Genomic DNA, 26790 nt, shown 5'->3' on the forward strand with positions numbered 1-26790 from the left:
GCGGCCAAGAAGCGGCCAAACGCGCCGTCACGCTGGCCGCGGCGGGCCGGCATAATTTAATCATGATCGGTCCGCCGGGATCGGGAAAGACGATGCTGGCCAAGCGGGTGCCGACGGTGTTGCCGCAACTGAGCGCCCCCGAGTCGATCGAAACGACTCGGATCTACAGTGCGCTCGGTCAGTTACCGGCCGGTCAGCCGTTGCTCGCCCGTCGGCCGTTCCGTTCGCCCCATCACACGATCAGCGATGCCGGACTGGTCGGCGGCGGCAGCCCTCCGTCGCCCGGCGAAATCAGCAAAGCGCACAACGGGATTTTGTTTTTGGATGAATTGCCCGAGTTCAACCGCAAGACACTCGAAGTGATGCGTCAACCGCTCGAAGACGGGATTGTCACCATCTCACGCGCCCTCCGCAGCACCACGTTCCCGTCGGATTTCATGTTGATCGCAGCGGCCAATCCCTGTCCCTGTGGTTACCGCAGCGACCCACGCCGCAATTGCAACTGCACGCCGCCACAAGTCGAAAAATACATGTCAAAAATTTCGGGTCCGCTCATGGACCGTATCGACATTCATATCGAAGTCCCCTCGGTGCCCTTTGAAGAGCTCTCCTCATCGTCGGTGACCGGAACGTCCAGCGAAGCGATGCGCACGGATGTCGAACGTGCTCGATGTGTTCAAGCGGAACGATTTGCCGATGGTCCCTCGGGCGTCCGCTACAACGCGCAAATGACCAGCCGCCAAGTCCGGGAGCACTGCAGACTGGACAAGTCGTGTCAACAGATGCTGCGTCATAGCGTCGAAGAGAACGGGCTCTCCGCACGCGCCCACGACAAGATCTTACGCGTCTGCCGAACGATCGCCGACATTGCCGGTGACAATGACATCAACGAGAACCATCTCGCCGAAGCGATCAACTACCGCAACCTGGATCGCGACTTGTGGATTTGAAACGGTTTGGGGGGAAAGGTTGGCAGAATGATTCGGGGCAGAATAATGAAGCCAGTTCATGCAGTCCCCTAGGCAATGTGTTTGTCTTGTTCGCTACCCCATGTCCTCGCCTCTCATGATCGATCGCACGCTTCGAATTTTCGATGGACATCAGGAATCGGAGCAGGCTGCGAGGGCGGACGACAACCAGTTGACCGTCCAGCAACGCTTCGATGCATTCATGAAACTGATGGATCCGTACTATGCAGCTGCCGGAAGACTTCAAAGAGTTTATCGAGTTGATGAATTCCCACGGCGTACGGTACGTGATGATTGGGGGCTATGCATACAACCTGTACCGGAACCCGAGGGCGACCGGTGACATCGATTTTTTCGTCGCGTGCGAGGACGAAAACGAACGCCGTGTCCGCGCCGTTCTGGAGCAATTCGGTTTTGGGGAAACGCTCGGCGAGGCAAAACTCCTGCAACTGGGAAAGGTCATCATGCTCGGCCGATCACCATTTCGAATCGATCTGTTGACACAGATTTCCGGTGTTTCGTTCGAAGAAGTCGAGGCGACGGCCGTCTCCACACAAATCGCTGAGGTGACGATTCCGGTGATCTCCGCGGAACTACTTCTGAAAAACAAAATCGCCACGGGCCGCGTCAAAGACCGAGCGGACGCCGAAGAGCTAAGGGATTGGCTGAATCGCGTCTAAGGCGATCCCTGAAGGCAACCTCGATGGGATTGCGAGAAAGGACGGCAGACTGATTCGGGGCAGAAGGGTGGGTGGGTGGTGGATGCGGGGATTTTTTTAAGATTCTTGTTAACCTGCGGGCCGCGGGCGGCATTTCTTTATCATGGAGCCCGTGAACCAACATCGCACCGACGATTCCGCTGATTCCGCCTTCGTGGGACTGCTGACCGAATGCCAGCTGCCGCTGCGGTTGTATGTCCGCGCCTTGCTACCGGGCGACCCAGCCGCCGGCGATGTGATCCAGCAAGCCAACGCGAAAATTTGGGAAAAGCGTGGTGATTTTGAGCCCGGCACCCACTTCAAGGCCTGGGCGATGGCGATCGCCCGATTCGAGGTCTTGAACCATCGAAAACGCCAAGCCCGTGACGCCCGGCTGCATTTCTCCGACGAATTGGAAGAAACCGTCGCCGCCGAGTTGGCTCAGGTCACCGACGACTTGGCCGAGCGGCAAGCGGCGCTACGCGAATGCATGCAGTCGCTGAAACCGGCCAGCCGCGAACTGCTGATGCGGCGCTACGCCACGCAGCAGCCGTTGGCGGAATTTGCCAGCCAGCTCGGACGCTCCGTCGGTGGAGTCAAAGTCACGCTGCATCGTCTGCGGACCGCGCTGGCCGAATGTATCGAACGACGCCTGCTTGCCGCGGGAGAAACGGAATGACCCCCGACGAACAAACCACACTGCTCGATGCGCTGTTGGACGGCGACATCAACGAAGCCGACTTCCTGAGACTGGAGGCGGAACTGAGCGTCGATGCCGAAGTCCGAAAGGCTTACTATCGACGGCTGGAGATGGATCTGTTGCTGGAAGAAGTGGCCGCGGAGGAAGTTCACCGCTTGCCTCCCCTTGCCGAACCGATGTTGCAGCGTACGTCGAAGCGTGGGCTGTGGTGGGCCGGCCTGTTGACCGCGATCGCCGCCGGATTGGTTTTGTTCGTGACGATGTTTGCCGGCCCCGCCGATCAAAACGATCGCCCCCAGGTGGCGCAAACCAGCCAGAAAAACGAACCCTCCGCGACGGGCTTCGGCGTCTTGAGCGGACAGTCCGATGCGGTTTGGGAAGGCGAGGCGATCGAAAACGGCGGATTGTTGCCGCAGGGCGAATTGCACCTTGTGTCCGGTTTGGTCCACGTCGAGCTGTTTAGCGGCGTGCAGATGGTGATTCGCGGCGAGGCGATGTTTTCGATCGATTCGCCGATGCAAGTCAGCATGCGGAAAGGCAGCGCGAGGGCGCACGTGCCCGAACCCGCCCACGGATTTCGTCTGAAAACCGGGGCCGGGGAAGTCGTCGATTTGGGCACCGAGTTCACCGTCGATGTGGATGAGACGCGTTCGAGCGTGAAGGTGGTCGACGGCGAAGTGGAATTGCGAACGCGTGAAGCCGAGACGTGGCGACTGCGCGACGGCGAAGGGGTCGAATTGGCTGCCGACGGAACGTTGGCGAAGGAGTCGGCCGACGACATCGCATTGATCGGACCGGCCGCCTTTCAAGATGTATTGGCCGAGCGGCAGTCGGATCAGTTTCGTCGCTGGCAACTCGCTACGCAATTGCTGCGCAACGACCCGCGGCTGATGGCACACTATTTGGTCGACCCGACGCAAGGCTGGTCGCGAACGCTGGTCAATCGGGCGTCGGCGGCAAGCCGGGTCAACGGCACGGCGATCGCCGGCGACGGGGCGGTCGTCGCCGCGACACGGACGCAAGACCGCTGGGGACGCGACGGCGGTGCGTTGGATTTCAGCCGCATGGGCAGCCGCGTCCGGGTGGTGGTCCCCGGAGAGCATCGCGGGTTGACGCTGATGTGCTGGGTGAAAATCAACAGTCTGGATCGATGGTACAATTCACTGTTCCTGACCGACGGCCACGAAGATCGCGAGCCGCATTGGCAGCTGATGAATGACGGCCGAATGTTCTTCTCCGTCAAACCGCCCGACATCGACCACTTGCCGCCAGCCGAACGGGAGCGACAAGTATTTTACTCCCCGCCGTTTTGGGAAACCTCGATGAGTGGCCAGTGGATCATGCTGGCGACGGTTTACGATGTCGACCAAAAACGGGTGAGCCACTATGTCAACGGAGCTCCGATCAGTCACGAATCGATTCCGGAGACGTTTTTGGTCGAATCGATCAAGATCGGTGCCGCATCGATTTGCAATTGGAGCGAGCCGATGTACCGCAGCGATGCGACGTTTGTGGTTCGAAATTTAAATGGTTGTGTGGACGAGTTTGCGCTTTTCTCCGGCGCACTTTCGCACGAAGAAATCTCTAATCTCTATCACGCTGGAAACCCGAATGAGCGATAGACCCACCGGAATAAAATCAAGTTTCTCCCGACGACGATCGAGCGCATCCCAGACGTGTTCACGCGTTTCGGCTGACAGGCCGGCACGTCGCGTTAGCCAGTGGCGCGTGATGGATGATGTTTCCGATGCCGCTCGCTCACGCTTCCCGCTGGGACGGGCCACTCGCTCACGCTTCCCGCTGGCGGTGGTGGCGGTGGCGGTGGTGTTGCTGGCCGGGACGGCTCGAGGTGACGAATCAGCCGAGGGCGATTGGGAGGCGGATTCGGTCCAGGCGGCCGAACGCGATTTCACGCTCAAGGTCTTGCCACTGTTGAAGGACAAGTGCCTGGGGTGCCACGGCGGGGACGAAGAGGACATCAAGGGTGAATTCAGCGTGGTCAGTCGCGACGACTTGTTGCGCGGCGGTGAATCGGAAGAGCCGTCGATCGTCCCAGGCCATCCCGACGAGGGCACAATGATCGAGGCGATCGCTTGGGATGGCTTGGAGATGCCCCCCAAAGAGAACGATCGATTGAGCGACGAGCAGGTCGAATGGTTCCGACGCTGGATCAAGAGCGGTGCCCCCTGGCCCGACGAAGAAACCCAGCAAAGATACCGTGACGAAGAACGAACCAAGAAATCGACCAAAGACGGCGTCCTGTTCACGACCAGCGGCGGCACCAGCGAGCAATGGACCGACCGCCGCTACCAGCCCGAGGATCTGTGGGCGTGGGAGAAGCTGAAATCGAAGTCGGAACTGTTGCCAGAAGGCACTCCGGCAGAGCGAGCAATCGATTACTTCACCGACCGCAAGTTGCAACAAGCGAACCTACAAGCCTCTCCGCAAGCCGAACCGCGCGACCTGTTGCGTCGGGCGACACATGATTTGACCGGATTGCCGCCGACGCCCGAAGAAGTCGACGCGTTTGTCGAGGCGTGGGACAAAGATCCGGATGCAGCCTGGTCGAGCACGATCGATCGCTTGCTGGCCAGTCCACGCTACGGGGAGCGTTGGGGACGCCATTGGCTGGACGTGACACGCTACGCCGACACCGGCGGCATGTCGAACGACTACGAGCGTTCCAACATGTGGCGTTACCGTGACTACGTGATCCGATCGTTCAACGAAGACAAACCGTACAACGAGTTCATCATCGAACAACTCGCCGGCGACGAATTGGCAGACGAGTCGGTGCGAACCCGCAGCGGTGGCGACGAAAACGTCGTCCAAGAAACCCGGCTCAACGGCAATTACACGCCCGAAGAATCCGAGTGGCTGGTCGCGACCGGGTTCCTGCGACTCGGCCCATGGGACAACGCGATGATCGAAGCCGACGAAGCACGACAAATCTACTTAGACGACTTGGTCAACATCACCGGCCAAACGTTCCTGTCGACCACCATGCGATGCTGCAAATGCCACGATCACAAGTTCGACCCGATCCCCACGCGAGACTACTACCGCATGTACGCCGCGTTTTCCACCACGCACATGGCCGAACGCGCGGTGCCACGGTTGCCCGAAGAATCGACGGACGGGTTTGAGAGCGGTCGGGCACACGTTCAGAGAATGTTGGACTTCGCGGTTTCCGAAAAAAACAAGCTGGTCGAAAAACGTGAAGCGGCGGCGAGGAAATGGTTCGATGAACACGGTCGACCCTACAAGAATGAAAACCAGCGAAAGGACTTGCCCGATGAAGAAAAGCCGGAACGGCATGTCGGACTCGACTACGTCGAACAGGGGCAATTAAAGGTCCGCGAGCAAGACGAGTGGATTTGGAAACGACGTCTGGAACGCTACGAGCCGATGGCGCAAAGCGTCTACAACGCGGCGCATGCGGACATGGCGTGGAACGGAGCCCGCAAGCTGCGGATCGGCAAGCCGAAGAAAGAAAGGAAATCAATCGTCAATCACATCCTGGTCGGCGGAGCATTGACGGCACTCGGGGACCAGGTCCTGCCGGGTGTCTTGAGTGCGGTGGCGTTGCCCGCCAGGCCGTCGTTGGACCCCGGAGCGGTCGAGGACCCGTTCCTGCTGACGCCCGAAGTCGACGGACGACGATTGGGGCTGGCCAAATGGATCGCTCACCCCGACAACGCATTGGCGCTGCGTTCGATCGTCAATCGAATCTGGCAGTACCATTTCGGAGTCGGCTTGGCGGCCAATGCCAACAACTTCGGCGCCAAAGGGGACAAACCTTCGCACCCGGAATTGCTCGATTACTTGACCAGCGACTTTGTCGAAAATGGTTGGACGATCAAACGGATGCATCGCATGATCATGCTGTCAGATACCTATCGACGGTCCACGGTTCCAACGGACAATGAAACGCTCGCCGAAGTGGATCCGAACAATCGGTTGCTTTCGCATTTCCCACGCCGTCGATTGAGTGCCGAGGAGCTGCGTGATTCGGTGCTGGCGATCACCGGAGAACTACGGCACTGCGACGGCGGTGTGCCGATCAAACCGGAGATCAACATGGAAGTGGCGTTGCAACCGAGAATGATTCAATTTTCGCTCGCCCCGTCCTACCAACCGTCGCCGAAGGCCGATCAACGCAATCGCCGCACGATCTACGCGTATCACGTCCGCGGGATGGCCGACCCGTTTACGGAGTTGTTCAACCAGCCGAACCCGAACGAGTCGTGTGAACTGCGCGAATCCGCCTCGGTGACGCCTCAAGTGTTCACGCTGCTCAACAGCGCCATGATGACCGACCGATCGATCGCGTTCGCGATGCGGCTGGAAAACGAACGTGACGCGTTGCCGGCGCAAATCGATCGGGCGTTCCGTTTGACCTTCGGACGAGAAGCTTCGGACGACGAGCGTAAGCAGTTGACACGTTATGTCAAAGAGATGCGCAGCTATCACGAATCGGTCGATCCCGCGCCGGTCGAGTACCCGACCACCATCACGCGTTCGCTGGTGGAAGAGTTCTCAGGCAAGGTGTTCGAGTACGAAGAGATTTTGCCGGTCTTTGAAGACTACGAGTACGATCGCAAGGCCAGTGACGTGTCACCGCAGACACGGGCGTTGGCGGACATGTGTTTGCTGCTATGGAACACCAATGAGTTTATGTACGTGGAATGACGCTGCAAATACAAGCACGTGGCGTCAGCGGGCTGTCATCATGGCATTGATTTCGGAACATCGACTAAATCGACAGCCCGTCAGCCAGTGGCGTGTGCCGAACACACCTTCAACACAAACAAGACAACATCATCGCACAGGAAATTAGTCAAATGAATCCATCACTCAATCGTCGCGACGCGTTATTCGGACTCGGTGCCTCCTTAGGTTCGGTCGCTTTTTCGGCGTTGCTTCAAGGAGAAGACGCGGCGCAACCGGCCGCGGGTGGTTCGCCGCTGTCGCCCAAGCCTCCCATGATGCCGGCCAAGGCGAAGAACGTCATCATGCTGTTCATGGAAGGCGGACCGGGCCAAATGGACACGTTTGACCCCAAGCCTGAATTGACACGCTTGCACAAGACCGAATCCAAGCTGAAGGCGGGCCAGGAGCAAGGGTTCAAGTTCTTCGTCGGCAGCCCGTTCGGGTTCAATAAGGTCGGTGACACCGGCATCGAAATGTGCGACCAATGGAAATACCTATCGGATCCCTACGTCGCCAACGAACTGTGTAACTATCGCGGTTGCCAAGCCGAATCGCTCAATCACCCCGAAGCGCTGTTCCATATGAATACGGGCAGTCGCTTGGGAGGAGACCCCGCGGTCGGTGCTTGGGCGACATACGGTTTGGGGACGGAGAACCAGAATCTGCCGGGCTACGTCGTGATGACGGAACTGGCATTGCCCCAGGGCGGTCCGACGAACTGGAGCAATGGATTTCTGCCGCCGTATTACCAGGGCACACGTCTGCGTCCGGAAGGTTCGCCGATCTTGGATCTGACGCCGCAGGATTTTAAATCGCGTGAACACCAACGGCGTGCACTCGACGAATTGGCGCGGCTGAACAAGGCTCACCTGGATTCATTGGGTGCGGCGGATCAAAAACTGAGCGCCCGCATGCAGAGCTACGAGCTTGCCTTCCGCATGCAGACCGAAGTGCCGGGCGTGATCGATTTGGCCAAAGAGTCCCAGGACACGATCTCGATGTACGGCATGGACGATCCGGAGACCGAAACCTTTGGGCGGCAATGTTTGATGGCGCGGCGGTTGGTCGAAAGCGGCGTTCGATTCGTCCAGATCTTCAGCGGCGGCTGGGACAGTCACGATTATTTGGAACGCGGGCACTCCTCGCGAATCAAGAGCGTCGACAAGCCGATGGCGGCGCTGATTCGCGACCTAAAACAACGCGGCATGTTGGAAGACACGCTGGTGATTTGGACGGGCGAGTTTGGTCGCACACCGGACAACAACAAACGCGGCGGCGTCTATTCGCTCGGCCGGGGACACAACAACATGGCGATGACGATGCTGATGGCCGGTGGCGGCGTGAAACCCGGCGTGGTCGGTGCAACGGACGAACTCGGTTCGTCGGCAGTCGAGTGTGTGCACCCGATTCGCGATTTCCACGTGACGCTGTTGAAGCTGCTGGGACTGGACGACAACAAGCTGACGTATTTCCACGGCGGCCGTTTTAAACAGCTCAGCCAATTCGGCGGCGAAGTGATCAACGAGTTGATCGCCTGACAAATGTGCGAAAAGACGGTTCATTCGATTGGCAAACTTGGCGGGGGGCGTGATAAACTGTGGTCGAGGAGACTACCACCAAGATGCTTGACGAATCCAATCTCGAATCGATTTTTGCGAGTCCCGAATTGCCGAAGATCGCCGAGGTGATCAATTCCAAATTAGCCGCCGAGCGGAAGGCACGCGAAAGGTTTCGGCGTGAATTATCGCCGAGCGATAAGGCCGAGTTTATTGCCGGTGTAGTCGTGATGCATTCACCCGCCAAGGCCAAACACCTGAGAGTGACCCGTAGGCTCCTCAAACTGCTCGATACCTATGTTCATCGACATGGCCTCGGCGAAGTCTTTTCCGAGAAGGCCCTGATCTGCTTGACCCGCAACGATTATGAGCCTGACGTCGTGTTTTTCGGCAAAGAAAAAGCCTCGACATTCGGGCCGGATCACATGGAGTTTCCGGCCCCGGATTTTGTGGTCGAGGTGTTGTCCCAGAGCACCGCGTCGCGCGATCGGGGCGTCAAGTTTCAGGACTACGCCCAGCACGGTATCGGTGAATACTGGATCGTCGATTGTGATGAGAAGGCGATCGAGCAATACGTCTTGAGGGAAGGCGAGAGCGGTTATCACCTGGCTCAAAAGTTGGCGGGCGGATCGATCGAGTCGAGGGTGGTGGAGGGATTCGAAATCCCGATCGCCGCGGTGTTCGATGACCAAGCCAACGCGGCGGCATTGGTCGGGTTGTGCGACTAGACCACTGGGAGAGGCTTCCAGCCTGTCGATACTGGTGGTGTACAGCGGTTTTGCGTCAGCCGACGCCGTCCCATCATTCTGCCATCCCTCCCATGATTCCCACTGACTGTACTGGGTGGAGAGTTGGAGAACTTTGGCGGATTCAATTCCCTTGGGGGCTTCTTGGGATCAGCCGATTGTCGCCAGCCTACGGGCCCTCCGTTGTTGCCGAGGCCCGAACGCTTGCGCGAATCGCGCTGATGTCAATCGTGTTTTTGATGCCCAACCGCTCCATACTCATCGATGGTCCATCGCAGAATCGATTCGGCAGAGATTTAGCGATGGCGCGAGACGGTGATTTTGCGCAGCGTAGGCGGAGTCTGGGAACGAGAGGGAGTGGGAGACGGTCGGCACACGCCACTGGCTGACGGCCTGTCGATTGAAGCCCGCACGCGTTAGCAAGGGGCCGCGCGGCGCCCCCTCGCCCACGCGTCGCGCCTGGCATGATCACGTTGATTTCGGAACATCGACTAAATCGACAGGCCGCTGACGCCACGTGCTGGAATACGATCCCGAGGAACGCATGGTCGGATTTTGGGTAGACTATCGCGTCCATCCTTCCCGCGACCGTTCCTACCGGACACGCTCCATGCGACAGACTGTTTTTTTGCTGCTAACGATTGCGTTGACTCTTGCCATCGGAGACGTGACCGACGCGGAGCGTCCCAACGTGTTGATTATCTATGGTGACGATCAAGGTTCGATCGACATGGGTTGTTTTGGCGTCAAGGATTTAAAGACGCCGAACATGGACCGCTTGGCAAGCCAGGGTTTGAAGCTGACCCAAATGTATTCCGCTGCACCGGTGTGTTCGGCCAGTCGCGTCGGCTTGCTGACCGGGCGTTACCCGGCACGTGCGGGACAACCGGGAAACGGTGATCTGAAGACAGAAGAGGTCACGATCGCGGAAGCGTTTCGCCAGTCCGGATACGCAACCGGTCACGTGGGCAAGTGGCACTTGGGACGCACCGAAACGATCAATCCCGCCGGCCAGGGGTTCGATCGCTGGTTCGGCCACCTGGAAGGGTGCATCGACAATTTTTCACACTTCTTTTACTGGTCGGGACCGAACCGTCACGACTTGTGGGACAACGGGGCCGAAGTGCATCGCCCCGGTGAGTACTTTCCGCAGTTGATGGTCGATCGTTGCAAACAGTTCATCGACCGACAATCCGGCGACTCCACGGAGGATCAACCGTGGATGCTGTATTGGGCCTTCAACGCGCCGCACTATCCCTATCAGGGAACGCCGGAGTGGTTGGAACACTACAGCGATTTGCCGACACCACGTCGTGAGTATTGCGCCTTCGTTTCGACGATGGATCAGTACATCGGAAAGGTGCTGGACTATTTGGACGAGCGTGGATTGGCGGACGATACGATCGTAATCTATCAGCCCGATCACGGACACAGTACGGAAACACGCGCGTTCGGCGGGGGCGGTGATGCGGGGCCGTATCGCGGCGCGAAATTCTCCCTGTTCGAAGGCGGGATTCGGGTTCCCAGTGTCGTTCGCTTCCCCGGGCGACTGCCGGCCGGGGAAACCCGTGACCAGTTCATCACCTCGTGTGATTGGTTCCCCACCGTCGCCCAGTGGTGTGACGTCGCGTTGCCGAAGACCAAGCTGGACGGCGTTTCGATGGTTGACGTGTTGGCCAAGAACGCGCCCGCACCGCGTGAACAATTTTATTGGCAAATGGGCGGCGGGCGTTCGCCGCAGTGGGCCGTTCGCCGGGGCAATTGGAAGCTGATCGGCAATCCGCGTGACACCACACCGCCGCAGACTCAGCAGGTCAATGGCGGTCAATTGAAAGAAAAATTGTTTCTGGCTGACTTGTCGCGTGACCCGGGCGAGCAACAGAATCTGGCCGGCGAGCACAGCGATTTGGTGATTGAATTGATGAAGCTACGTGAACAAATCATTTCAGATTTCTAGCGGCCCAGCGGTCAAACGGTCGCCGGGTTGGCAATCGGGCCGGAACAGTGCAGGATGGGTCAAGTGAAACACTCTCCACGCGAACTTTCATCCTGCCATGTCAATCTGTCGCATCCCCGGTCCCGACGGTCGCCCCGAGTACGCTTTCTATCGCGACGGCGAGGTTTGTCCGTTGCGTCAGGTGATGGCCAGCGCACCGGTTGAATTTGAATTGTTCGGACTCCCACCAAGTGAGCTTCCGGATCCGCTGGGAATCGCCCAGCAGCACTGGTCGCCCGCGCCCGACGTTTTATTACCGCCGGTGCCGACGCCCGATAAAGTCATCTGCATCGGACTGAACTATCGAGACCATGCGATCGAGACCCATTCGCCGATCCCGTCCGAACCGGTCGTGTTCAGCAAATTCAGCACGGCGGTGATCGGTCATGGGCAAGCGATCGAATTGCCGGCGATTGCCCACAAGGTCGATTATGAAGCCGAGTTGGTGGTGGTGATCGGGCGTGAAGGCCGCAACGTTTCGGTCGACGATGCCATGCAGCATGTCTACGGTTACACCTGCGGACACGATGTCTCGGCACGCGATTGGCAAAAGGGTCGTCCGGGCGGTCAATGGTTGCTCGGCAAAACCTTTGACACGTTTGCCCCGTTGGGACCGTGCATGGTGACGACCGAGGCATTGCCCGACCCGTCAGACGTTCGCGTGCGGATGGAGCTTAATGGCGAAGTCGTCCAAGACAGCACGACGGCGCAATTGATCTTCGACATTCCGACGACGATCGCGCACCTGTCCAAGTTCGTCACGTTGAAGCCGGGCGACGTGATTTTTACGGGCACGCCGCCCGGCGTCGGGGACGCCAAAGATCCGCCGGTTTATTTGAAACCGGGAGATCGTTGCAGCGTGATCGTCGACGGCATCGGAACACTGACCAACGTTTGCAAGTGAGTACTCTGTTCGCAACCTGAGAAGGAACCGTCTAATGGCAACTGAGCATCGTACCCTGCGTTTCGAATCGATCGGCGCGGCCATGGCGGAAGCCGAGCGATTGGCCGCGGTCGAGACCCGGACGACGGGTCAGTTTTCACTCGGGCAGATTTTTGAGCACTTGGCGCGGACCTTCGAGGTGGTCGTTGGTGAGCGGACGATGCCGCCTTCACCGCTGCCGATGCGGATCTTGTCGCGGCTGATCCGACCGCTGGTGTTGCGCAAGGCCCAGACGGGTTTCAAGTTGCCGTCCAAGGCACAGAATGTCCTCTGGCCGAGTGAAGCGGTGTCGACCGAAGACGGGCTGCAACATCTGCGACAGGCGTACGAGAAATTCAAAGCCACTGATCCGTTGCCCAAGCATGTCTTTTTCGGCAACATGACCCGCGAGCAACACGACGCGTTGCAGTGCCGTCACTTTGAGGGGCACTTGGGATTTGTCCATCCGGTTTCGTAGCGATTTCTCGGAACAGCGATGTCAATCGAACGGACAAACACCTGCCGTCGGCCGCTGGGGACCTGCTTCCAGTCTACCGGTCGATGCAACCGGCGCATGCGAGCCATTGGCGTTCCGGCGCGTCGGTGTCTCCGGCTCGCGGACACCGATGCGAGTTATATGCGTCGAAATCGCCAGGGAGCCGGTCCTGGCACGGGCAGAGACCACGCCCTTGGCTATCACCGCCGACACACGATACTAGAGAGATGAAAAATGCGCACAATCGCGGATTCGACGGGCTCTCCATGAAAAACCTAGGTGCATCAGCATGTCGGAAAATCCATACTCACCAACGGGTGTCGACGCGGAGCCGCAGAAGTTGCGTGGAATGTCTGAGGGGTCAGCGTTACGAGAGATCCTAAAGTACCTCGGAGCTTATTTCCTTGGGATTATCTCTTCCATTGCACTCACTCCCGCAGAAATGAATCTGGGCGGTGCGCCGTTGTGGTTGCTGTACCCGATCCTGGCTCCGATCGGATACTTACTGTTTTACTTCTATCTCGAAGGTGCGTACTTGCCATTCGGAGGAAAAGGCCTCAGCTACTGGTTGTACTGCGTCGTCGGATTGGTGCCGTTTGTGATGGAACTGTTGGCCTACTTATTGGGATCTCGCAGCCTACCTGCGTGGCGGCCTTTGTGGATTGGTTTTCCGATGGGATTCGTGGGCACACTCGGAGTGTACTACACCGCCGCTGCCTCAATTTAGTGGTGGGAATCGATTGCGTAGCCCTCGCTACTAACTCGCTGCAGCGACGTCTTACCCAAAACCGTGATGCCGCTGTCACACGCCCCCGACAAGATCGGAAAGTAATGGGAATGAATAAATGCCTGGATTTCGTTGCTCTTGCGGACTTTCGGCTATCATTCTTCCGCTAGCGAAATCGTCGCAGGAGCTTGGTGTGCAAGACGAAAGATCATCTCGTTGGACCCGCGGTCAGTTTTCGCGGCGCGACTTGGCAATTCTGTTCGCCTGCCTCTGTTTCATTCTGGTGATTCTTGCGCCGTACTTGCTTCGTCAACGTGAATTGGCGCGAATCAACGCTTGCCAGAACAATTTGCGCGGAATCGGCGAGCTGTTCTTCGAGCATGCGAACACCGATCCGAACTCGCGGTTATGCATCGGCGCGCCGCATCGCGTGCTGGACGGGCCGTTGGATCAAGCGGGCTGGGTCGCCGACCTGGTCACGTTGCAGCCCAACCCGCTCCCCACACTGAAATGCGCCTTGAATCCAGCGACAGGATTACAAACATACAACGACGTCGTTCGGCTGGACGGAGCGAACACTGCTAAGCGTCTCAGACAGCGCGGCTTCGACACAAACTACACGGCGAGTTGGTTTCTCGCTCGAATGGCACCGAGAATTGCGATAACTCCTGACACCACAACTGACGACTGGGCAAACGACGGAGTTCCGTATTTCGATGCACCCGTTACACACAGCCCGCCAGCGATGCATCCCGGCAATTGCAGGGGCGGTGGTTTGACATTGAAGTCTCTCGAGACCTCACATGTGTCCATGGCCGTCGTACCGCTTCTGGCCGACTCGAATGCGATTAACGCCAAGTCGATGGCGGAGGCCGCTTGGTCCTTAAATCCCGGACCGGCCAACGTCGGTCCAACGGGCATTGTCCACATGCGGGCAGACGCACCCTTGAAAGCACAGTCGGATGCAGAAGTCCAAGGGCGACTCGCCACGGCAACTCAGAAGAATGGGCTTTTTCTTCAAGACACGCGTGGTTGGGGTGCGCCGCACGTGGACCGGGGAGACCGCGTGGCCAATGTGCTGATGGCAGACGGTTCCGTTCAAGTGTTCCGCGACGCCAATTGCGACGGCTTTCTCAATCCTGGTTTTATCACCGAGGATGGGGACGGAACGAACGTTCCAAATACGGGCTTTCAAGACAACGCCGCCGAACTTTCACCCGCGCACATGTTCAATGGCGTGTTCCTCCAGAGTCCCCAACCGAAAGGCCATTTTTGAGCAAACAATCCAAGTTAGGGTTTTCGCTTATCACGCTCGCGGCGTTACTGCCAACGGTCACCTGCGCGCCGTCGACCAACATCGGGCAAACCAAGGAACGGCGAAGCGACTTGGCATATCTGATCGACGCCGGCTGCGTCTTCACCTTGGATGAGAATGAAAACGCGCCGCGGACGGCGACATTCTCCGATAGTCGCGCGACGGATGAACTGCTGATCCGGAACTTCGCTGCATTGAATGGAGCACAGGTCGAGTGATGTGGTGCCAGCCTTGTCAGTCGCGCTGCTGTATGTCGACGAACACATCTTCGTGCAATCCGAGCATGGTGAGGTGTCGCTGATTGAGGCCACGCCCCAGCACTACTGGCCCGTGAGCTTGTTAAATTTGCCTGACGGCGCCAGGCAAGTGGTCCGCCGCCCCGCCTGGGCTGCTCCGGCGCTCGCAGGTAAGCGACTCTACATCTGCGGAAACCGGGAGTTGGCTTGTTTTGAGATCGCGTTCGAGTGAGAGTTTTTTTTCATGGTCAATCCGTACGAAGTTCCCAAGCGAAACGAAGTTCCCAAGCAAATTGGGCCATCGGGCTCACGAAAGATCAGCTTGCGTTTGACGCTTCTGGCCGTTTTCATGTTGGCCTTATCCATTGGACTCCTTCGACTCAACATCGTCCTCGCCCATTCAGTGATCCTCGCAGTTTCGAGTCTCATCTTGTTCGGGATCAGCATCGGTTGGCCCATCGGTTACATGTTTGCTGGCCGCCGCGGAGCAATCGTTGGTGGCGGCTGTGGTGCATTGTTCGTTTTTGCAGCTTTGTATGTGCTGGTCGAGGTCTTTGACGCGTTGGGCTAGTTGAAACGCAAGGAAGAGGTGAATCGTATCAACTTCGCTTCTCTCATTCCTCGCTGCCGCTTTTGCGTTTCGCTGCGCGAGCCACGGTCATTTCGAGATCCGCAAATCGCTGCTCCACGCGATCCTCGGAAGCCAGGCACTTGTCGATGTCGAACATCAGATTTGCGGCGATGATGGCGGCTCCGCGCCTCCCTCTGCGACTCCGCGCTCGCTGCGTTTATGTCGGGTCAGGGTTCATCAACATCTTGAGGATCTGAATCGACTCAGCGACCAGGGAATCCCAACCGTCGACAGGTTCATGATCGCGACGAACGAATAGAACGTTGTTGTCCTCGCTGCGAATTTCCCATCCATGGTGAACTGCCAGGTGAGCCTGCAGTTCAGGACTGAGTAATTCGTCGGTGATCTCCGGTTGGTGGCTGCTGAGCCTGTAGAAACGCTTGTAAGACATCTCCCGAACCAACCCACCGAATTCACGTTCCGACCGACTGGCCGAGCCGCGCGGCGTCGTTGGAAGCAGTGTAAAAGCTGGCAGGCTGAGATCGCGATCCCGCAAACTAATGACGGTTAGCGTTGTGTCCTCTGAGCCTTCACCCAAGTATTTAATGATCAACAGGTCAGCAATCAGAACATTCACACCATCGCGGACACCTTGAATGACGTTTTCAAGTTCGAACCCGAAATACTTGTCGCCCACCAACCCAACATCGCGGCCCGCGACGCGCAACCCAAATCTTCTCGCGAGATCGTCGTCGCCCTTCGCGGAAAACCGAAATGACCATTCTTTGGCTAAATCGCGTGCATCGGACTGACGAGCGAATCTTCGATACTCCAGGAAAATTATATAAGCGGTAAAGCCCGCAACACCCGTGAGCAGCAGGCCTGAGTTATCGCGAAATCCTCCCGCTGGCCAACCAAAGATTCCTTTGACCACGGCGAAAATACCCACGGTCGCAATCGCGGCACCAACGATCGCCAACGCACAGCGCAGAAGAAATGAAATCATCGCTTAACTGCTCGCTCGAAGTCGGTGATCTGGATTGCAGCTAGTAATGCGCCGAACGTTGAGATGCGGTTGAGAAATCTCATGAATCTCTCCAGGGTTGCGAGAATGAAAAGGCGAGTTGCGGATTTCGAGCAACCAGTCTAGCGACTTGGCGTCCGGCATTGTCCAAGTCCAAGAGTTGACAGTATACGGCTCGTGAGAACCGCGCGGGTGCGGTAAACCACCATCGTGTTGTCGGCGAGGCCCTTTTCATCAAGGTGATCAAGCAATTCGCCGCAGGTTTCGTCGAACCACTCACACATGGCGTAATACTGCGCGACATCCGTGGCGGAATCTTCCCCTGCATATTTGGCGAGGAGACGCTGGGGCGGATTGTGGGGCGTGTGAGGAAGGAACGGCGCATACCAGACAAAAAACGGCTTCTCCTGTGCGACCGCCAGATCGATGAAATCCGTCACTGGGGTCATGCCTTCACGCCCGATCTTGAGACCGGCATCGCCATGCCGACCGCCCCGCATTGGGTCACCGTGGGTCATTCCATGAGTGAAACCGCCATCGGTAAACGATCCTTCCCACCACTTACCGGACTGGTGAGAGAAGTAGCCATGCGAGGTCAAGGATTTGATGAAACTCGGATGCCGGTGGAAGTTTTTGCGCAGAGGCATATCCAAGGCGGCGCGATTGTTACGGCCATCCACGTCATTTCCCGTGATACCGTACTGGAACGGATAAGGGTGCACACTGGGGCCACCGATTCGCGGCACTAACAGTCCGCTGACCGCTAGCTACGCTTTCTCCATCTCTGTAAAACATCAAGCCAAATCCAGGCCGTTGATTCGGCCATCGCCTGACGCAAACCGATCGGTTTCGATGCCCATGCGCTGCAACATACTGACATAGAGCTTAGCGAGCGGTTCGTTGTCCTTCTTGTTAAACGCTAAATGCAAACCGTGTTGGAATCCGCCGCCTGCAAGCAGGACGGGCAGGTTCCGGTTGTCGTGCTTGCCTGCATGACCAAGATTGCTGCCTTGCATGACCATCGTTCGATCGAGTAGCGAACCACTCCCTTCTCTGATCCGGCGCAGTCCGCCAAGCAGTCCGGCCAATTCCTTCATCTGCGCTTCCTCAATGGTGCACAGTTGCTCGTGAGAATCTTGCTTCTGACTTTGGTGAGTCAGGGCGTGATGGGGGAGATCGACACCGGGAAGATCGACTTTGGGATTGAATCCTTGCGTGACGAGAATCGTCACCAATCGTGTCGAATCGGTCTCCACCGCGAGACGAGCGAGGTCGTACATATTGCGAGTTCGCTGGACGAGTGCGCCGGGTTCAAGATTGTCCTTCGGCATCTTCAGGTCGACGGATGGTTTGGGCCTTTTCTCCCATTCTTCGTTGATCACGAGCCGTTGTTCGACTTCGCGGACCGAAGTGAAGAACTGGTCAAGTCTCGCGCGATCCGGTCCTCCGACGTCTCGACTGAGCGACGAGATCTGATCTGCGAATGCATCCATCAGGCTCTGCCCTTCCCGCAATTTGCGAATCTGTGACTCGACTTGGGAAGGCGATCCCCGCACGAACAACTGCTTGAAGACGTTCGATGGTCTCATCTCGGACGGAATCCGCACGCCATCGGCCGTGTAGGAAAGAGACCCGTTGCCGGGACCGACGCGTAGATTCAGTGTTGGAAATCTTGTGAGATGTCCGATGTGCTGAGCGGCATATTGGTCGAGCGAAATCGAATTTTTAAAACCAGCTGACGTCGGGTGCGGCGCGGCGGTGAGAAAGGAGACGTCCGCCTGATGACCGCCGTCCACTTCCGGGTGCGATACACCGCTAAGGACTGTGAAGTCGTTACGAAAATCTTTCAGTAACTCTAGATATCGCGACAGCTCGAAGTCTCGTCCGGCTTTGGTCGGAAAGAACTCCTCCGGCAGAAAACCCAGATCGACGTTAATGGCGATCATTCGACGGGGAATGTCGCTTTCCGTTTCTTTTGCGAAAGCCGGTATCATCGCATCGAGCAACGGAAGCGCAAGGCCCGCGCCTGCAGCACGGAGCACGGTTCGGCGTGGGAGTCGTTTAGGCATACTGTTTTCCTTTGGTCCATTCGGGCCTGAGTTTACTTGTTGCGAAACAGGGCACTTTGAACAATTTCATGGATCATCGAACGAGTGCCATAATCACTGTTTTTCAGACGCCCCATCATTTCTTTGACCGTGGCTTCGTCCGCCAAACCGACAGGTGTGCCCGTTGCGTAAACGATGAGCTGGTCCAGCAAATTCCGAGCGATTTGTGATTCATGCGACTTGAGCCGCTCGCGAAATTCGTTGATGTCGGCAAACGTCTCGCCACCGGGCAATTGGCCGCTGCAGTCTACTTTTGATCCAAGCTTGTAATGTACGGGCTTAGCGTTGAATTTTTTGTCCACGCCTTTTTCTCCGTCTGCAAGCGTCGCACGGTAATTTTCTCGGAATGCGCCCATCACATCAAAACTCTCCAACGCAAACCCAGGTGGATCGATCTTCTGGTGGCACGCCGCACAAGCTGGATCGCTGCGATGCTGTGCAAGTTGCTCACGGATTGTCGTCGCACCGCTGATGTCAGGTTCGATAGCAGCAACGGCTGCTGGAGGAGGGGGCGGCGGATCGCCGAGCAACTTTGTCATGGCGAATGTTCCACGAACCACGGGTGAAGTGGTAGTGCCGTTGGCCGTGATCTTCAGCAGACTGGCTTGGGTGAGCAGGCCACCACGGACGCTGTCGGCTGGGATCGGAACTTTCCTTGTGTGCGAGCCGTGTATATTCGGTATTCCGTAGAGTTCGGCCATCCTCTGATTGATGGTCACGAACTCTGAGTCCACGACATGCATCGCGCCGAGGTCCTTCCGTATCATCTCCGTAAAGAACGCTCGAGTTTCCTCCAGCATGGATTCCGTCAGGAGAGCGTTGTGCTCCGGGTAGAGATTCTCATCCGGCTCGGTCAGCCGAATGTTTCTCAGGTCGAGCCAGTAATCCAGAAAGTGCTCAACGAAACGCCCTGCTTTGGGGTCGGAAAGTAGTCGATCAGTTTGCCGACGCAGCTCGCCCTCACTCAACAACTCGCCGCTGGCAGCTACCCGCCGTAATTCAGCATCGAGCGGTGAATTCCACAGAAAGAATGACAGTCGACTGGCGAGAGCCCACGCATCCAACTCACCCGGCTTCTCCTGCAGCAACAAGAACTCTGGTGAAGTGAGAATGGCACGGTAGCCAGCCAGGACGGCATCGACCAGCGGCTCGCCACGACGCAAACGCGCTTGAGTCACTCGGTGTGGTATGTCCAAATCACCCTCACGCAGCGGACGACGAAACGCTCGTGCCGCGAATCGTCGGACTAAGCGTCTTGCTTCAACCCTAGGATCATCGACCGCTACTCGATACGCGAGCCCGTTCGATTGCAGCTCAGTCGGCTCTAGTTTCAAGTCGCCGAGTAAACGTCGATGACTTTCCGGCGGCCACTTTTCCCCAATTGGCCCTTCCATCTCGAACCGTTGCAGACCGATTCCATGTGCTTTGAAGTGCGTGTAAACCGGGTGAAAATTCTTGCCAAGCTTGAACCACTCATTCGGGCATGATACGGCCAGATACTCGATCGGCTCGTCTTCATTTAGCCATACGGTGACTTCACTGGTGGTCGGTTCATTCGGTGGCAGATCGCAACGTCCAAGCAACCTACCGGTCGGCGTGTAGAAGGCCACGGTCTCCGTACGATCACTCGGTAGCAGTATTCCGTGATCGTTGAGCAAGCCCCAACCATGGACGCGAAGCTTGTAGAAACCGCTCTGCTCAACTTTGAAAGGCTTCACGACGATGTTGTGGTTCGCACGGCTATGCATGAAAGTTCCAACGCCATCAAAATGCGGTTCGGGATCGCGAACGTATCCAGGATCCCGCCGCTGGAAGTTTCCGCTAGAAACTTCCAGTGTCGTGTCCAGCTTTTTCCCAACCAACGGCATGCCGGTCGTTTGCTTCAGCTGAACACGCAACGTCTGCAGTGTGTCGGTCACCCCATCAATGCTCTTCAGTTCGGCGCGAATCAATTCGCGATCGATTCCTTCAGCACGCGGCGCGAGCGCCTTCCACAACGCATGGTCAGCGACCTCCAAATACCGCGTGACCATCACATGCGAAAAATCGAGAGCCTTGGCACTCTTTGGATATCCGCCTGCTACGCCATCAGGCGGAAGCATTTCCTCCAGTTCGAGATGCGGAAGGTCGAGGATGTCCTTCAGCGAGTTGGCATATTCAACGCGACTTAATCGACGAAGCTCACTGCGCCCAAACCGCTCCTGACGCTGACGATCTGCCTGCACCAACGCGTCATGCAGCGTGCGCATGATGGCCGAACGCTCTTCCTCGGCCGGCTGTTCATATTCAGCCGGCGGCATTTCACCCTTTTCGACGCGCTGAAAGACCTTGCTCCAATGCTGAAAGTTGTCAGCTTCATGCAGCTTCAACGACAAATTATCAAGTGCAAATCCCTGTTCCGCATCCTCGCCGCTGTGGCAATCAAGGCAATGACTGTTAACGAAATCGGTAATCGCTTGCGAATTCGAGATCGCGTCGCGAACGGCCACCGATCCGTCCGAACCTGTCGGCCCGTCGGCTCGTAAACCTGCGACGGAGCCCACAGCAATAAGTGTGATAGCGATGACATGTTTCATGGGAATTAAACGAATGCAGATTCTGTGTTGATGTTTACTTCTTCTCGCGGGCCAATTCTCGAAATCGCATGGCAACGCACATGCATGACGACGAAGACGATGTGGCATTTTCACCCAAGAATCTCCTTCACAACAGTTCCCGCGATGTCGGTCAGCCGAAAGTCTCGGCCGCTGTATCGGTAAGTCAGCTTGGTGTGGTCCAGGCCCAGCAGATGTAGCATCGTGGCGTGCAAGTCGTGCGTGTGAATGCGACCTTCAATCGCTTCCCAACCGTCTTCGTCGGTTTGGCCGTAGCTGAATCCCGGTGTGGTTCCACCGCCGGCCATCCACATCGTGTAACCCTTGTTGTTGTGACCTGATCCACCGCCTTTATGATGAGCCGACTTGGTTCGGCCAAACTCTCCGCCCCAAAGCAACAAGGTGTCTTCCAGCAGATCTCGCCGAGTCAAGTCATCTAGAAGAGCCGCGATCGGCTGGTCGATTTCTCGGCAACGATCTGGCAGCAGCCTGACGATTTCGCTGTGGTGATCCCAAGACTTGTGGACGAGTTCAATGAACCGAACGCCCGCTTCGGACATCCGACGAGCCGCGAGGCATTGTCGCGCAAAATCATCCGTCGGCTTCTTACCAACACCGTAGGCGTCCAGTGTTCGCTGTGACTCGCGACCGAGATTCAAAAGCTCAGGCAATGCATTTTGCATTCGGAAACCAAGCTCGTACGAATTGAGCAATCCGGCAAGTTGGCCATCTTGTTGATGTCGCTCGCTTTGCACTCGAGTCCTCGCCTGAACACGATCAAGCAACGCTCTCTGTGCCGCTCGATCCAACTGTGGGTTGGTTGCATCGGCAAGTTCCAACGAGCGGCTGATGGCTGTGCCGGTAAAAATTCCCGGAAGAAACGCATTGCGACGACCATTCATTGTTGACGCAGTATTCATATTTCAAAACCTGTATAGGAATTCACCGCTGATCAGGAAGGAATGGGCAAGACGAGCCCATGCCTTGCTTTCGTCGCTACGAGATGCCTGATCCTCAATAAACGCTCGGTCGGCAGTTTGCTCGTCGGCGGTGGGGAAGCGCCCGTAACTGAGTAGGTACAGCCGCGTGAGCCGGTCCGAAAAATCGGTACGGCCTTCGGAGTCGAGTCTCTCCGCTAGCGCAGAAGCGTAGTCCATCACCAGTTGATTATTCATCAAGTACAACGCCTGTGTCGGCACACTTCCGCTCGTCCGAGCACTGTTGACCGCTTCATCGTCGGGGTAATTGAATAGTTCGTAAAGTTTGTGCCGGTGTCCGCGCAGCGTTGGCACATAGATCGTGCGTAAATTGCTGCCGAGCAATTCCATGGCACGCATTCGATCGCCATGAACGATATCAGCGTGGTATTCAAAATCGACCAGTGGTGACCCCTCAGGACGTTCTGCATCAAGCCGACCAGATACCGCCAACATACTGTCGCGGATCGCTTCCGCCTCCAAGCGACGCGGACTCATTCGCCAATACAAGGTTGCATCAGGATCGGTCTCCAAATGTTGCTTCGTCGACAACGCCTCAGCAGAACTCAATTGGTAAACGCGACTCGTCATCAAATAGCGAATTAACTTTTTCCGTGACCAATCAAATTCATGAACGAATCGATAGGCCAGATGATCGAGAAGCTCGGGATGCGTTGGCAACTCGCCCGTACTGCCGAAGTTGTCCAGCGAGCCGACAATGGCGCAACGTATTGCTCGAAGTATGCGCTTGCCGTCTCGTCTGCTTTTTCTTGCGCCGACAAAACAGGACAAAGGACGAAGATCAGCAGTGGCGCGAGAAGCATCACCCGTGAGCCGATAACACGATCGGCGGGTGTCTGAAACGCGATGCGCTGAAACAGATGATTCATTCCCTCATTTCCTTCATTGGAGCGACGCTTCGCCAAGTGGGGCCGATTCGCAACTCATCGACGATGCGACCAAACTTTCCGGTTGAACTCAACAAGACGCGGTCGAGCCGAGCGTCTGAATGAATGTCCCTCGTTACGACGTGCCAAGTGGCCGGCTCGGCATAGTCCAGCACATCGTGCTCACCATAAATGCGAAAGTAAACTTCGTCTTCGCCGCTTGCCCGCGAGATGACCTTTCCAATCCACAGCGTCGTCTGTTCGGCTGGGAATTCCATCGGACTCGTAAAGAGTTGACCACCGCCGGCCTGCACGCGCGGGCGGTAGCTAGGTCCATGCCCAAAACTGAGAGAGTCGCCAAAGTAATCCTTCGATGAACGGAAGGTCAGTCGCAAGTGCTCCCACGGCTGGCCTTGATTAGTCGGCCGCTCAATTTCTCGAACCATCAAGCTGAAGTACGTCACGCCATCCTGGCTAAGGTCAATCGCTTGCTTCAGCGGTCTCACACAAAAAACGTTTCCCGGCGAAAGCTTTAGCATTCCCAGCCGACCACCGGGAACAGGCCAGGTAACATTCATCTGACCGTGCACAATTTCAAACTGCTCCGGCGATGCATCGCGAGACGGTTCACGTCGTTCTGCAGGCAATCTCCTACGCCACGGACCTTCCCAGCCAATCCCAACCTTGCTTTCCGCCAGCAGCAAGACTCCGGGCGAATAATTGAATCCTTCGTAAGCGATCAGCAAGTCCGCCCGTGACATCGGATTGACCCGTCGGAGGAACTCTCGAAACCGCGGCGCATTCATCGGGACGGCACGCGGCGTCCCCGACTTATCAATGGCAACGCCCTGGCCTGCCCGCAAGATTTTGGACAATTCATCGTTTGAATTTTTGCCCCGATACGAAACTCTTCCGTCCATCACGTGGACTTCCGTTTCACCGCCGCGGGCAACCTTCACCGCAAACTCGGTCCCCAGATCCACCACGTGGCTCGTCGGCGTATCCACGACAAAGCCCTCCGCCCCATCCGTCGCGCGAATCACCACGTTGCCGTAAAGCACAAGCACGCGCTCCGCGGTTTGCAACCGAAAACTGGAAGGACCGGTGATCGCCAACTCGGCCCCCGATTCAGTGCGCAGCACCGCTGACCCATGATTCAACTGAAACCTATCCGGGTGCAGTCGCTCGCCTTCACTCAGGACGATTCCCTCCCAGGTGCATTGGTCAGCCAGAAGTAGCGTCGCGACCGGCGTACGTGCAACATTGCGGGGCTCTCGCAATCCAAAGATCCCGAACGTAAGAAGAAGACATGCCGCAACCGCAGAAGCCGACAAGGCCAACAGCTTCGTCCATCGTCGAACCTTAGGACCTCGACTGCCGAGACGATCGTCAAGATTCACTGAACCGGACGCAACGTTTGCCTCGATTTGTGGCAATGTTTCGTCGGCCAGTGCCGCGTGCATATCGATGTAGCGAAGATACTCAGATTGCGCGGCAGGATCACGCAGACTTTCACCGAGTTCGGCAAGCTGTGTTTCGGTAGCTCGGCCATCGCAGACGGCTGAAAGCAATTCTTGCCATTTAGGATCATCAACGAAATCGCGTTTCATGCCTGCTCCATCATTTGCATGTTGCGATCAACGCACCGCTTCAAGTCCGCACGGATCCGTTGAAGCGTCTTGTAGACGGCGTCAATGCTGCGTCGATTTGCCGTAGCGATCTGCTCGACCGAGTGATCATGAAAGTAGTACCACTCGACCGTCTCCCGTTGCTTTCGTGTTAAGTTGCCAAAGCAATTGCGAAGGTGTATTCGCCGCTCGTCGAGCTCCTCGGTCATTTTTTCTCGTTGCGATAGCAGTTGCTTCACCGTTTCGTCATCCAGGAATTTGTGCCAACGATGCTCGGTCTTCAGGAACTGCTTAGCCTCGATCAGGGCAAACCGGCACGCCCATGGTGTAAAGGGTTCTGCGGGGTCGTACTGATCGAACTTCTTCCAAAGCGCTACGGCGGTGTTCTGCACGATTTCCCGTGCGTCATGCGAGTTAGGCACCAAGCACATCACATAGCGCAGCACCGCCCGTTCGCTCCGCAAAAAGAGCTTCATGAACTCGTCGTGTTGGTCCAATTTGTCCAGTGTCATGGCGTTCTATTGTGATTCAGAAAGCGGGAGCCGTTTTTGGACAACATTCTCCGAGTAATCTGTGGAAATCGCAAAAAGCTGCCAAAACCGAGTGCAAGGTGAGTTTGACCGACGGAGGCGGCGTTGGAAATCAAAACGCCATCGTCTTGCCGCTAATTCCTCGTCCTTGCCGGGCTCTTCTCGTTGCGTGGCTATGCATCGGCTAGTTCCGACAACTCCTGGCTTCGTCGCGTCGCCTGCACCAAACCAAAAGCGGTCCCTGCAATTCCCAGCATGAGCAATGCCAGCGCGCCAGCCGCTACATTCACCATCGCTTTGCTTCGCCGATAAAAGCGGCTTAGTTGATAGCTAGTCGAAGGTGGGCGAGCTTCAACAGGTTCGCTCGCCAGATGCCGAGCGATGTCAGCGGCGAATGCATCCGCGGTCTTGTAACGGCGGTTACGGTCTTTCTCAAGCGCCTTCATTACGATCCAATCAAGATCCCCGCGTACGAGGCGACCGAGTTGATTGGGTTCGGCGCTGCGACACTCGGAAATCGACAATGAGTTCTCGCCGAGTGAACTGATGCGGTTGCTAGGCCGCGGCGGCTCGGTCTCGCGGATGCGTCGAAGAACTTCTTCCTGGACCGTTTGCTTGAGTTCGTCGAGACTAAGTGGCGTCGTGCCGGTCAGCATTTCATACAGCAAAATCCCCAGAGAATAGACGTCACTGCTGGTGTCGACGTCGACGCCGCTGAGCAGTGTTTGTTCGGGACTCATGTACAGCGGCGTCCCGACCAGTGACTGGAAACTGGTGTAGATTGTGCGGTCGGTCAGGTTGGCGCCGAGTGCCTTGGCAACCCCGAAGTCGATGACTTTCGGGACTGGCTTGCCGTCGATCTCCGTTACCAGGATGTTGCTCGGTTTGATATCACGATGGATCACACCCTTTTGATGTGCGTGCTGCACGGCATTACATGTCAGCGAAAAAAGTTCCAGCCGTTGATCGATCGTCAACTTCTTTTCATCGCAATATTCCGTGATCGGTTTCCCTTGGATCAACTCCATCACGAAGTAGGGATGGCCTCGGTCGGTTGTTCCTGCGTCGAGCACCTTGGCGATGTTGGGGTGGTTCATCAGTGCCAGGGCATTTCGCTCAGCATCAAATCTGGCGAGTACTGCCTTGGAGTCCATGCCGGGCTTGATCACCTTCAAGGCGACTTTGCGCCGCAGGGGTTTCTCCTGCTCCGCGACGAAGACCACTCCCATCCCGCCATCGCCGATCTGCTCGCGAATCTTGTAGGGCCCGATAACCTGCCCCGGCCGGACCAACGGTCGGTACTCTTGGGTGAGGTCCACTGTCGGGGCGATGGCGGGCGGCGGATTCTCTAAGAAACTGCTGGTGTCTTCGGTGACTTCGAGCAGTTCAACGATTCGC

The 26790-nt window shown here is 57.0% G+C and carries 24 protein-coding genes; 15 read left to right on the plus strand and 9 right to left on the minus strand.

Annotation, left to right across the window (positions count from 1 at the left end; genetic code table 11):
* From NZK35_RS13230 to NZK35_RS13300, 15 genes are all read left to right on the plus strand, one after another.
* Positions 1–950, plus strand: a 950-nt coding sequence (locus NZK35_RS13230; RefSeq protein ID WP_259633011.1) for a YifB family Mg chelatase-like AAA ATPase, incomplete at its 5' end; no start/stop codon positions are given.
* A gap of 242 nt (positions 951–1192) precedes the next feature.
* Positions 1193–1648 (plus strand): nucleotidyltransferase, encoded by a 456-nt coding sequence (locus tag NZK35_RS13235; RefSeq protein ID WP_259633012.1) that lies wholly within the window; start codon positions 1193–1195, stop codon positions 1646–1648.
* Between the two features lie 151 nt (positions 1649–1799).
* Complete coding sequence (locus NZK35_RS13240; protein WP_259633013.1) at positions 1800–2345, plus strand: sigma-70 family RNA polymerase sigma factor; 546 nt, start codon at positions 1800–1802, stop codon at positions 2343–2345.
* Entirely contained in the window at positions 2342–3988 is a 1647-nt protein-coding gene (locus tag NZK35_RS13245) for a LamG-like jellyroll fold domain-containing protein (protein WP_259633014.1), read from the plus strand. The genes NZK35_RS13240 and NZK35_RS13245 overlap by 4 nt, the downstream gene beginning before the upstream one ends.
* A gap of 109 nt (positions 3989–4097) precedes the next feature.
* Positions 4098–7058 (plus strand): PSD1 and planctomycete cytochrome C domain-containing protein, encoded by a 2961-nt coding sequence (locus NZK35_RS13250; RefSeq protein WP_259633015.1) that lies wholly within the window; start codon positions 4098–4100, stop codon positions 7056–7058.
* A 152-nt stretch (positions 7059–7210) separates the two neighbouring features.
* Entirely contained in the window at positions 7211–8617 is a 1407-nt protein-coding gene (locus tag NZK35_RS13255; RefSeq protein WP_259633016.1) for a DUF1501 domain-containing protein, read from the plus strand.
* An 83-nt stretch (positions 8618–8700) separates the two neighbouring features.
* Positions 8701–9363, plus strand: a complete 663-nt coding sequence (locus tag NZK35_RS13260) for a Uma2 family endonuclease (protein WP_259633017.1) — start codon at positions 8701–8703, stop codon at positions 9361–9363.
* Between the two features lie 628 nt (positions 9364–9991).
* Positions 9992–11338, plus strand: coding sequence for a sulfatase family protein (locus NZK35_RS13265; protein WP_259633018.1), 1347 nt, complete (start codon positions 9992–9994; stop codon positions 11336–11338).
* 97 nt (positions 11339–11435) lie between these two features.
* Positions 11436–12281 carry a fumarylacetoacetate hydrolase family protein gene (locus tag NZK35_RS13270; protein WP_259633019.1) on the plus strand — a complete coding sequence of 282 codons (846 nt, stop codon included), beginning with the start codon at positions 11436–11438 and terminating at the stop codon, positions 12279–12281.
* Between the two features lie 34 nt (positions 12282–12315).
* Positions 12316–12777 carry a DUF1569 domain-containing protein gene (locus tag NZK35_RS13275; protein ID WP_259633020.1) on the plus strand — a complete coding sequence of 154 codons (462 nt, stop codon included), beginning with the start codon at positions 12316–12318 and terminating at the stop codon, positions 12775–12777.
* A 367-nt stretch (positions 12778–13144) separates the two neighbouring features.
* Entirely contained in the window at positions 13145–13522 is a 378-nt protein-coding gene (locus NZK35_RS13280; protein WP_259633021.1) for a hypothetical protein, read from the plus strand.
* 118 nt (positions 13523–13640) lie between these two features.
* A complete protein-coding gene (locus tag NZK35_RS13285) occupies positions 13641–14798 on the plus strand; it encodes a hypothetical protein (RefSeq protein WP_259633022.1) in 1158 nt (385 codons plus the stop codon).
* Positions 14795–15055 carry a hypothetical protein gene (locus NZK35_RS13290; protein WP_259633023.1) on the plus strand — a complete coding sequence of 87 codons (261 nt, stop codon included), beginning with the start codon at positions 14795–14797 and terminating at the stop codon, positions 15053–15055. The genes NZK35_RS13285 and NZK35_RS13290 overlap by 4 nt, the downstream gene beginning before the upstream one ends.
* Before the next feature lie 4 nt (positions 15056–15059).
* On the plus strand, positions 15060–15305 hold the full coding sequence (locus tag NZK35_RS13295) for a hypothetical protein (protein ID WP_259633024.1): 246 nt from the start codon (positions 15060–15062) through the stop codon (positions 15303–15305).
* 12 nt (positions 15306–15317) lie between these two features.
* On the plus strand, positions 15318–15644 hold the full coding sequence (locus tag NZK35_RS13300) for a hypothetical protein (RefSeq protein ID WP_259633025.1): 327 nt from the start codon (positions 15318–15320) through the stop codon (positions 15642–15644).
* 217 nt (positions 15645–15861) lie between these two features.
* Here the strand turns inward: NZK35_RS13300 and NZK35_RS13305 are convergent, their stop codons facing one another.
* From NZK35_RS13305 to NZK35_RS13345, 9 genes are all read right to left on the minus strand, one after another.
* Complete coding sequence (locus NZK35_RS13305) at positions 15862–16650, minus strand: hypothetical protein (RefSeq protein WP_259633026.1); 789 nt, start codon at positions 16648–16650, stop codon at positions 15862–15864.
* Between the two features lie 140 nt (positions 16651–16790).
* Positions 16791–17348 (minus strand): sulfatase-like hydrolase/transferase, encoded by a 558-nt coding sequence (locus NZK35_RS13310; protein WP_407699790.1) that lies wholly within the window; start codon positions 17346–17348, stop codon positions 16791–16793.
* Positions 17349–17462: 114 nt separating this feature from the next.
* Entirely contained in the window at positions 17463–18737 is a 1275-nt protein-coding gene (locus NZK35_RS13315) for a DUF1552 domain-containing protein (protein ID WP_323379637.1), read from the minus strand.
* Positions 18738–18769: 32 nt separating this feature from the next.
* Positions 18770–21352 (minus strand): DUF1592 domain-containing protein, encoded by a 2583-nt coding sequence (locus tag NZK35_RS13320; protein ID WP_259633028.1) that lies wholly within the window; start codon positions 21350–21352, stop codon positions 18770–18772.
* Positions 21353–21462: 110 nt separating this feature from the next.
* Complete coding sequence (locus tag NZK35_RS13325; protein ID WP_259633029.1) at positions 21463–22272, minus strand: DUF1501 domain-containing protein; 810 nt, start codon at positions 22270–22272, stop codon at positions 21463–21465.
* Between the two features lie 21 nt (positions 22273–22293).
* The gene (locus NZK35_RS13330) at positions 22294–23139 is read right to left on the minus strand and encodes a DUF1553 domain-containing protein (RefSeq protein ID WP_259633030.1); all 846 of its coding nucleotides are present in this window, start codon (positions 23137–23139) and stop codon (positions 22294–22296) included.
* A 94-nt stretch (positions 23140–23233) separates the two neighbouring features.
* Entirely contained in the window at positions 23234–24844 is a 1611-nt protein-coding gene (locus NZK35_RS13335; RefSeq protein WP_259633031.1) for a FecR family protein, read from the minus strand.
* On the minus strand, positions 24841–25374 hold the full coding sequence (locus NZK35_RS13340; protein WP_259633032.1) for a sigma-70 family RNA polymerase sigma factor: 534 nt from the start codon (positions 25372–25374) through the stop codon (positions 24841–24843). The genes NZK35_RS13335 and NZK35_RS13340 overlap by 4 nt, the downstream gene beginning before the upstream one ends.
* Before the next feature lie 191 nt (positions 25375–25565).
* Positions 25566–26790 (minus strand): serine/threonine protein kinase (locus NZK35_RS13345; RefSeq protein ID WP_259633033.1); only part of this gene is annotated, 1225 nt, incomplete at its 5' end.

The sequence above is a fragment of the Stieleria sedimenti genome (genome assembly GCF_025060895.1).
Lineage (GTDB): Bacteria > Planctomycetota > Planctomycetia > Pirellulales > Pirellulaceae > Stieleria > Stieleria sedimenti.

Bases quoted from the DNA above. Each gene is read 5' to 3' on its own strand.
- NZK35_RS13235 (WP_259633012.1), top strand. From the start codon at position 1,193: ATGCAGCTGCCGGAAGACTTCAAAGAGTTTATCGAGTTGATGAATTCC.
- NZK35_RS13245 (WP_259633014.1), top strand. From the start codon at position 2,342: ATGACCCCCGACGAACAAACCACACTGCTCGATGCGCTGTTGGACGGC.
- NZK35_RS13250 (WP_259633015.1), top strand. From the start codon at position 4,098: ATGGATGATGTTTCCGATGCCGCTCGCTCACGCTTCCCGCTGGGACGG.
- NZK35_RS13255 (WP_259633016.1), top strand. From the start codon at position 7,211: ATGAATCCATCACTCAATCGTCGCGACGCGTTATTCGGACTCGGTGCC.
- NZK35_RS13260 (WP_259633017.1), top strand. From the start codon at position 8,701: ATGCTTGACGAATCCAATCTCGAATCGATTTTTGCGAGTCCCGAATTG.
- NZK35_RS13265 (WP_259633018.1), top strand. From the start codon at position 9,992: ATGCGACAGACTGTTTTTTTGCTGCTAACGATTGCGTTGACTCTTGCC.
- NZK35_RS13270 (WP_259633019.1), top strand. From the start codon at position 11,436: ATGTCAATCTGTCGCATCCCCGGTCCCGACGGTCGCCCCGAGTACGCT.
- NZK35_RS13275 (WP_259633020.1), top strand. From the start codon at position 12,316: ATGGCAACTGAGCATCGTACCCTGCGTTTCGAATCGATCGGCGCGGCC.
- NZK35_RS13280 (WP_259633021.1), top strand. From the start codon at position 13,145: ATGTCTGAGGGGTCAGCGTTACGAGAGATCCTAAAGTACCTCGGAGCT.
- NZK35_RS13285 (WP_259633022.1), top strand. From the start codon at position 13,641: ATGCCTGGATTTCGTTGCTCTTGCGGACTTTCGGCTATCATTCTTCCG.
- NZK35_RS13300 (WP_259633025.1), top strand. From the start codon at position 15,318: ATGGTCAATCCGTACGAAGTTCCCAAGCGAAACGAAGTTCCCAAGCAA.
- NZK35_RS13305 (WP_259633026.1), bottom strand. From the start codon at position 16,650: ATGATTTCATTTCTTCTGCGCTGTGCGTTGGCGATCGTTGGTGCCGCG.
- NZK35_RS13315 (WP_323379637.1), bottom strand. From the start codon at position 18,737: ATGCCTAAACGACTCCCACGCCGAACCGTGCTCCGTGCTGCAGGCGCG.
- NZK35_RS13320 (WP_259633028.1), bottom strand. From the start codon at position 21,352: ATGAAACATGTCATCGCTATCACACTTATTGCTGTGGGCTCCGTCGCA.
- NZK35_RS13325 (WP_259633029.1), bottom strand. From the start codon at position 22,272: ATGAATGGTCGTCGCAATGCGTTTCTTCCGGGAATTTTTACCGGCACA.
- NZK35_RS13335 (WP_259633031.1), bottom strand. From the start codon at position 24,844: ATGAAACGCGATTTCGTTGATGATCCTAAATGGCAAGAATTGCTTTCA.
- NZK35_RS13340 (WP_259633032.1), bottom strand. From the start codon at position 25,374: ATGACACTGGACAAATTGGACCAACACGACGAGTTCATGAAGCTCTTT.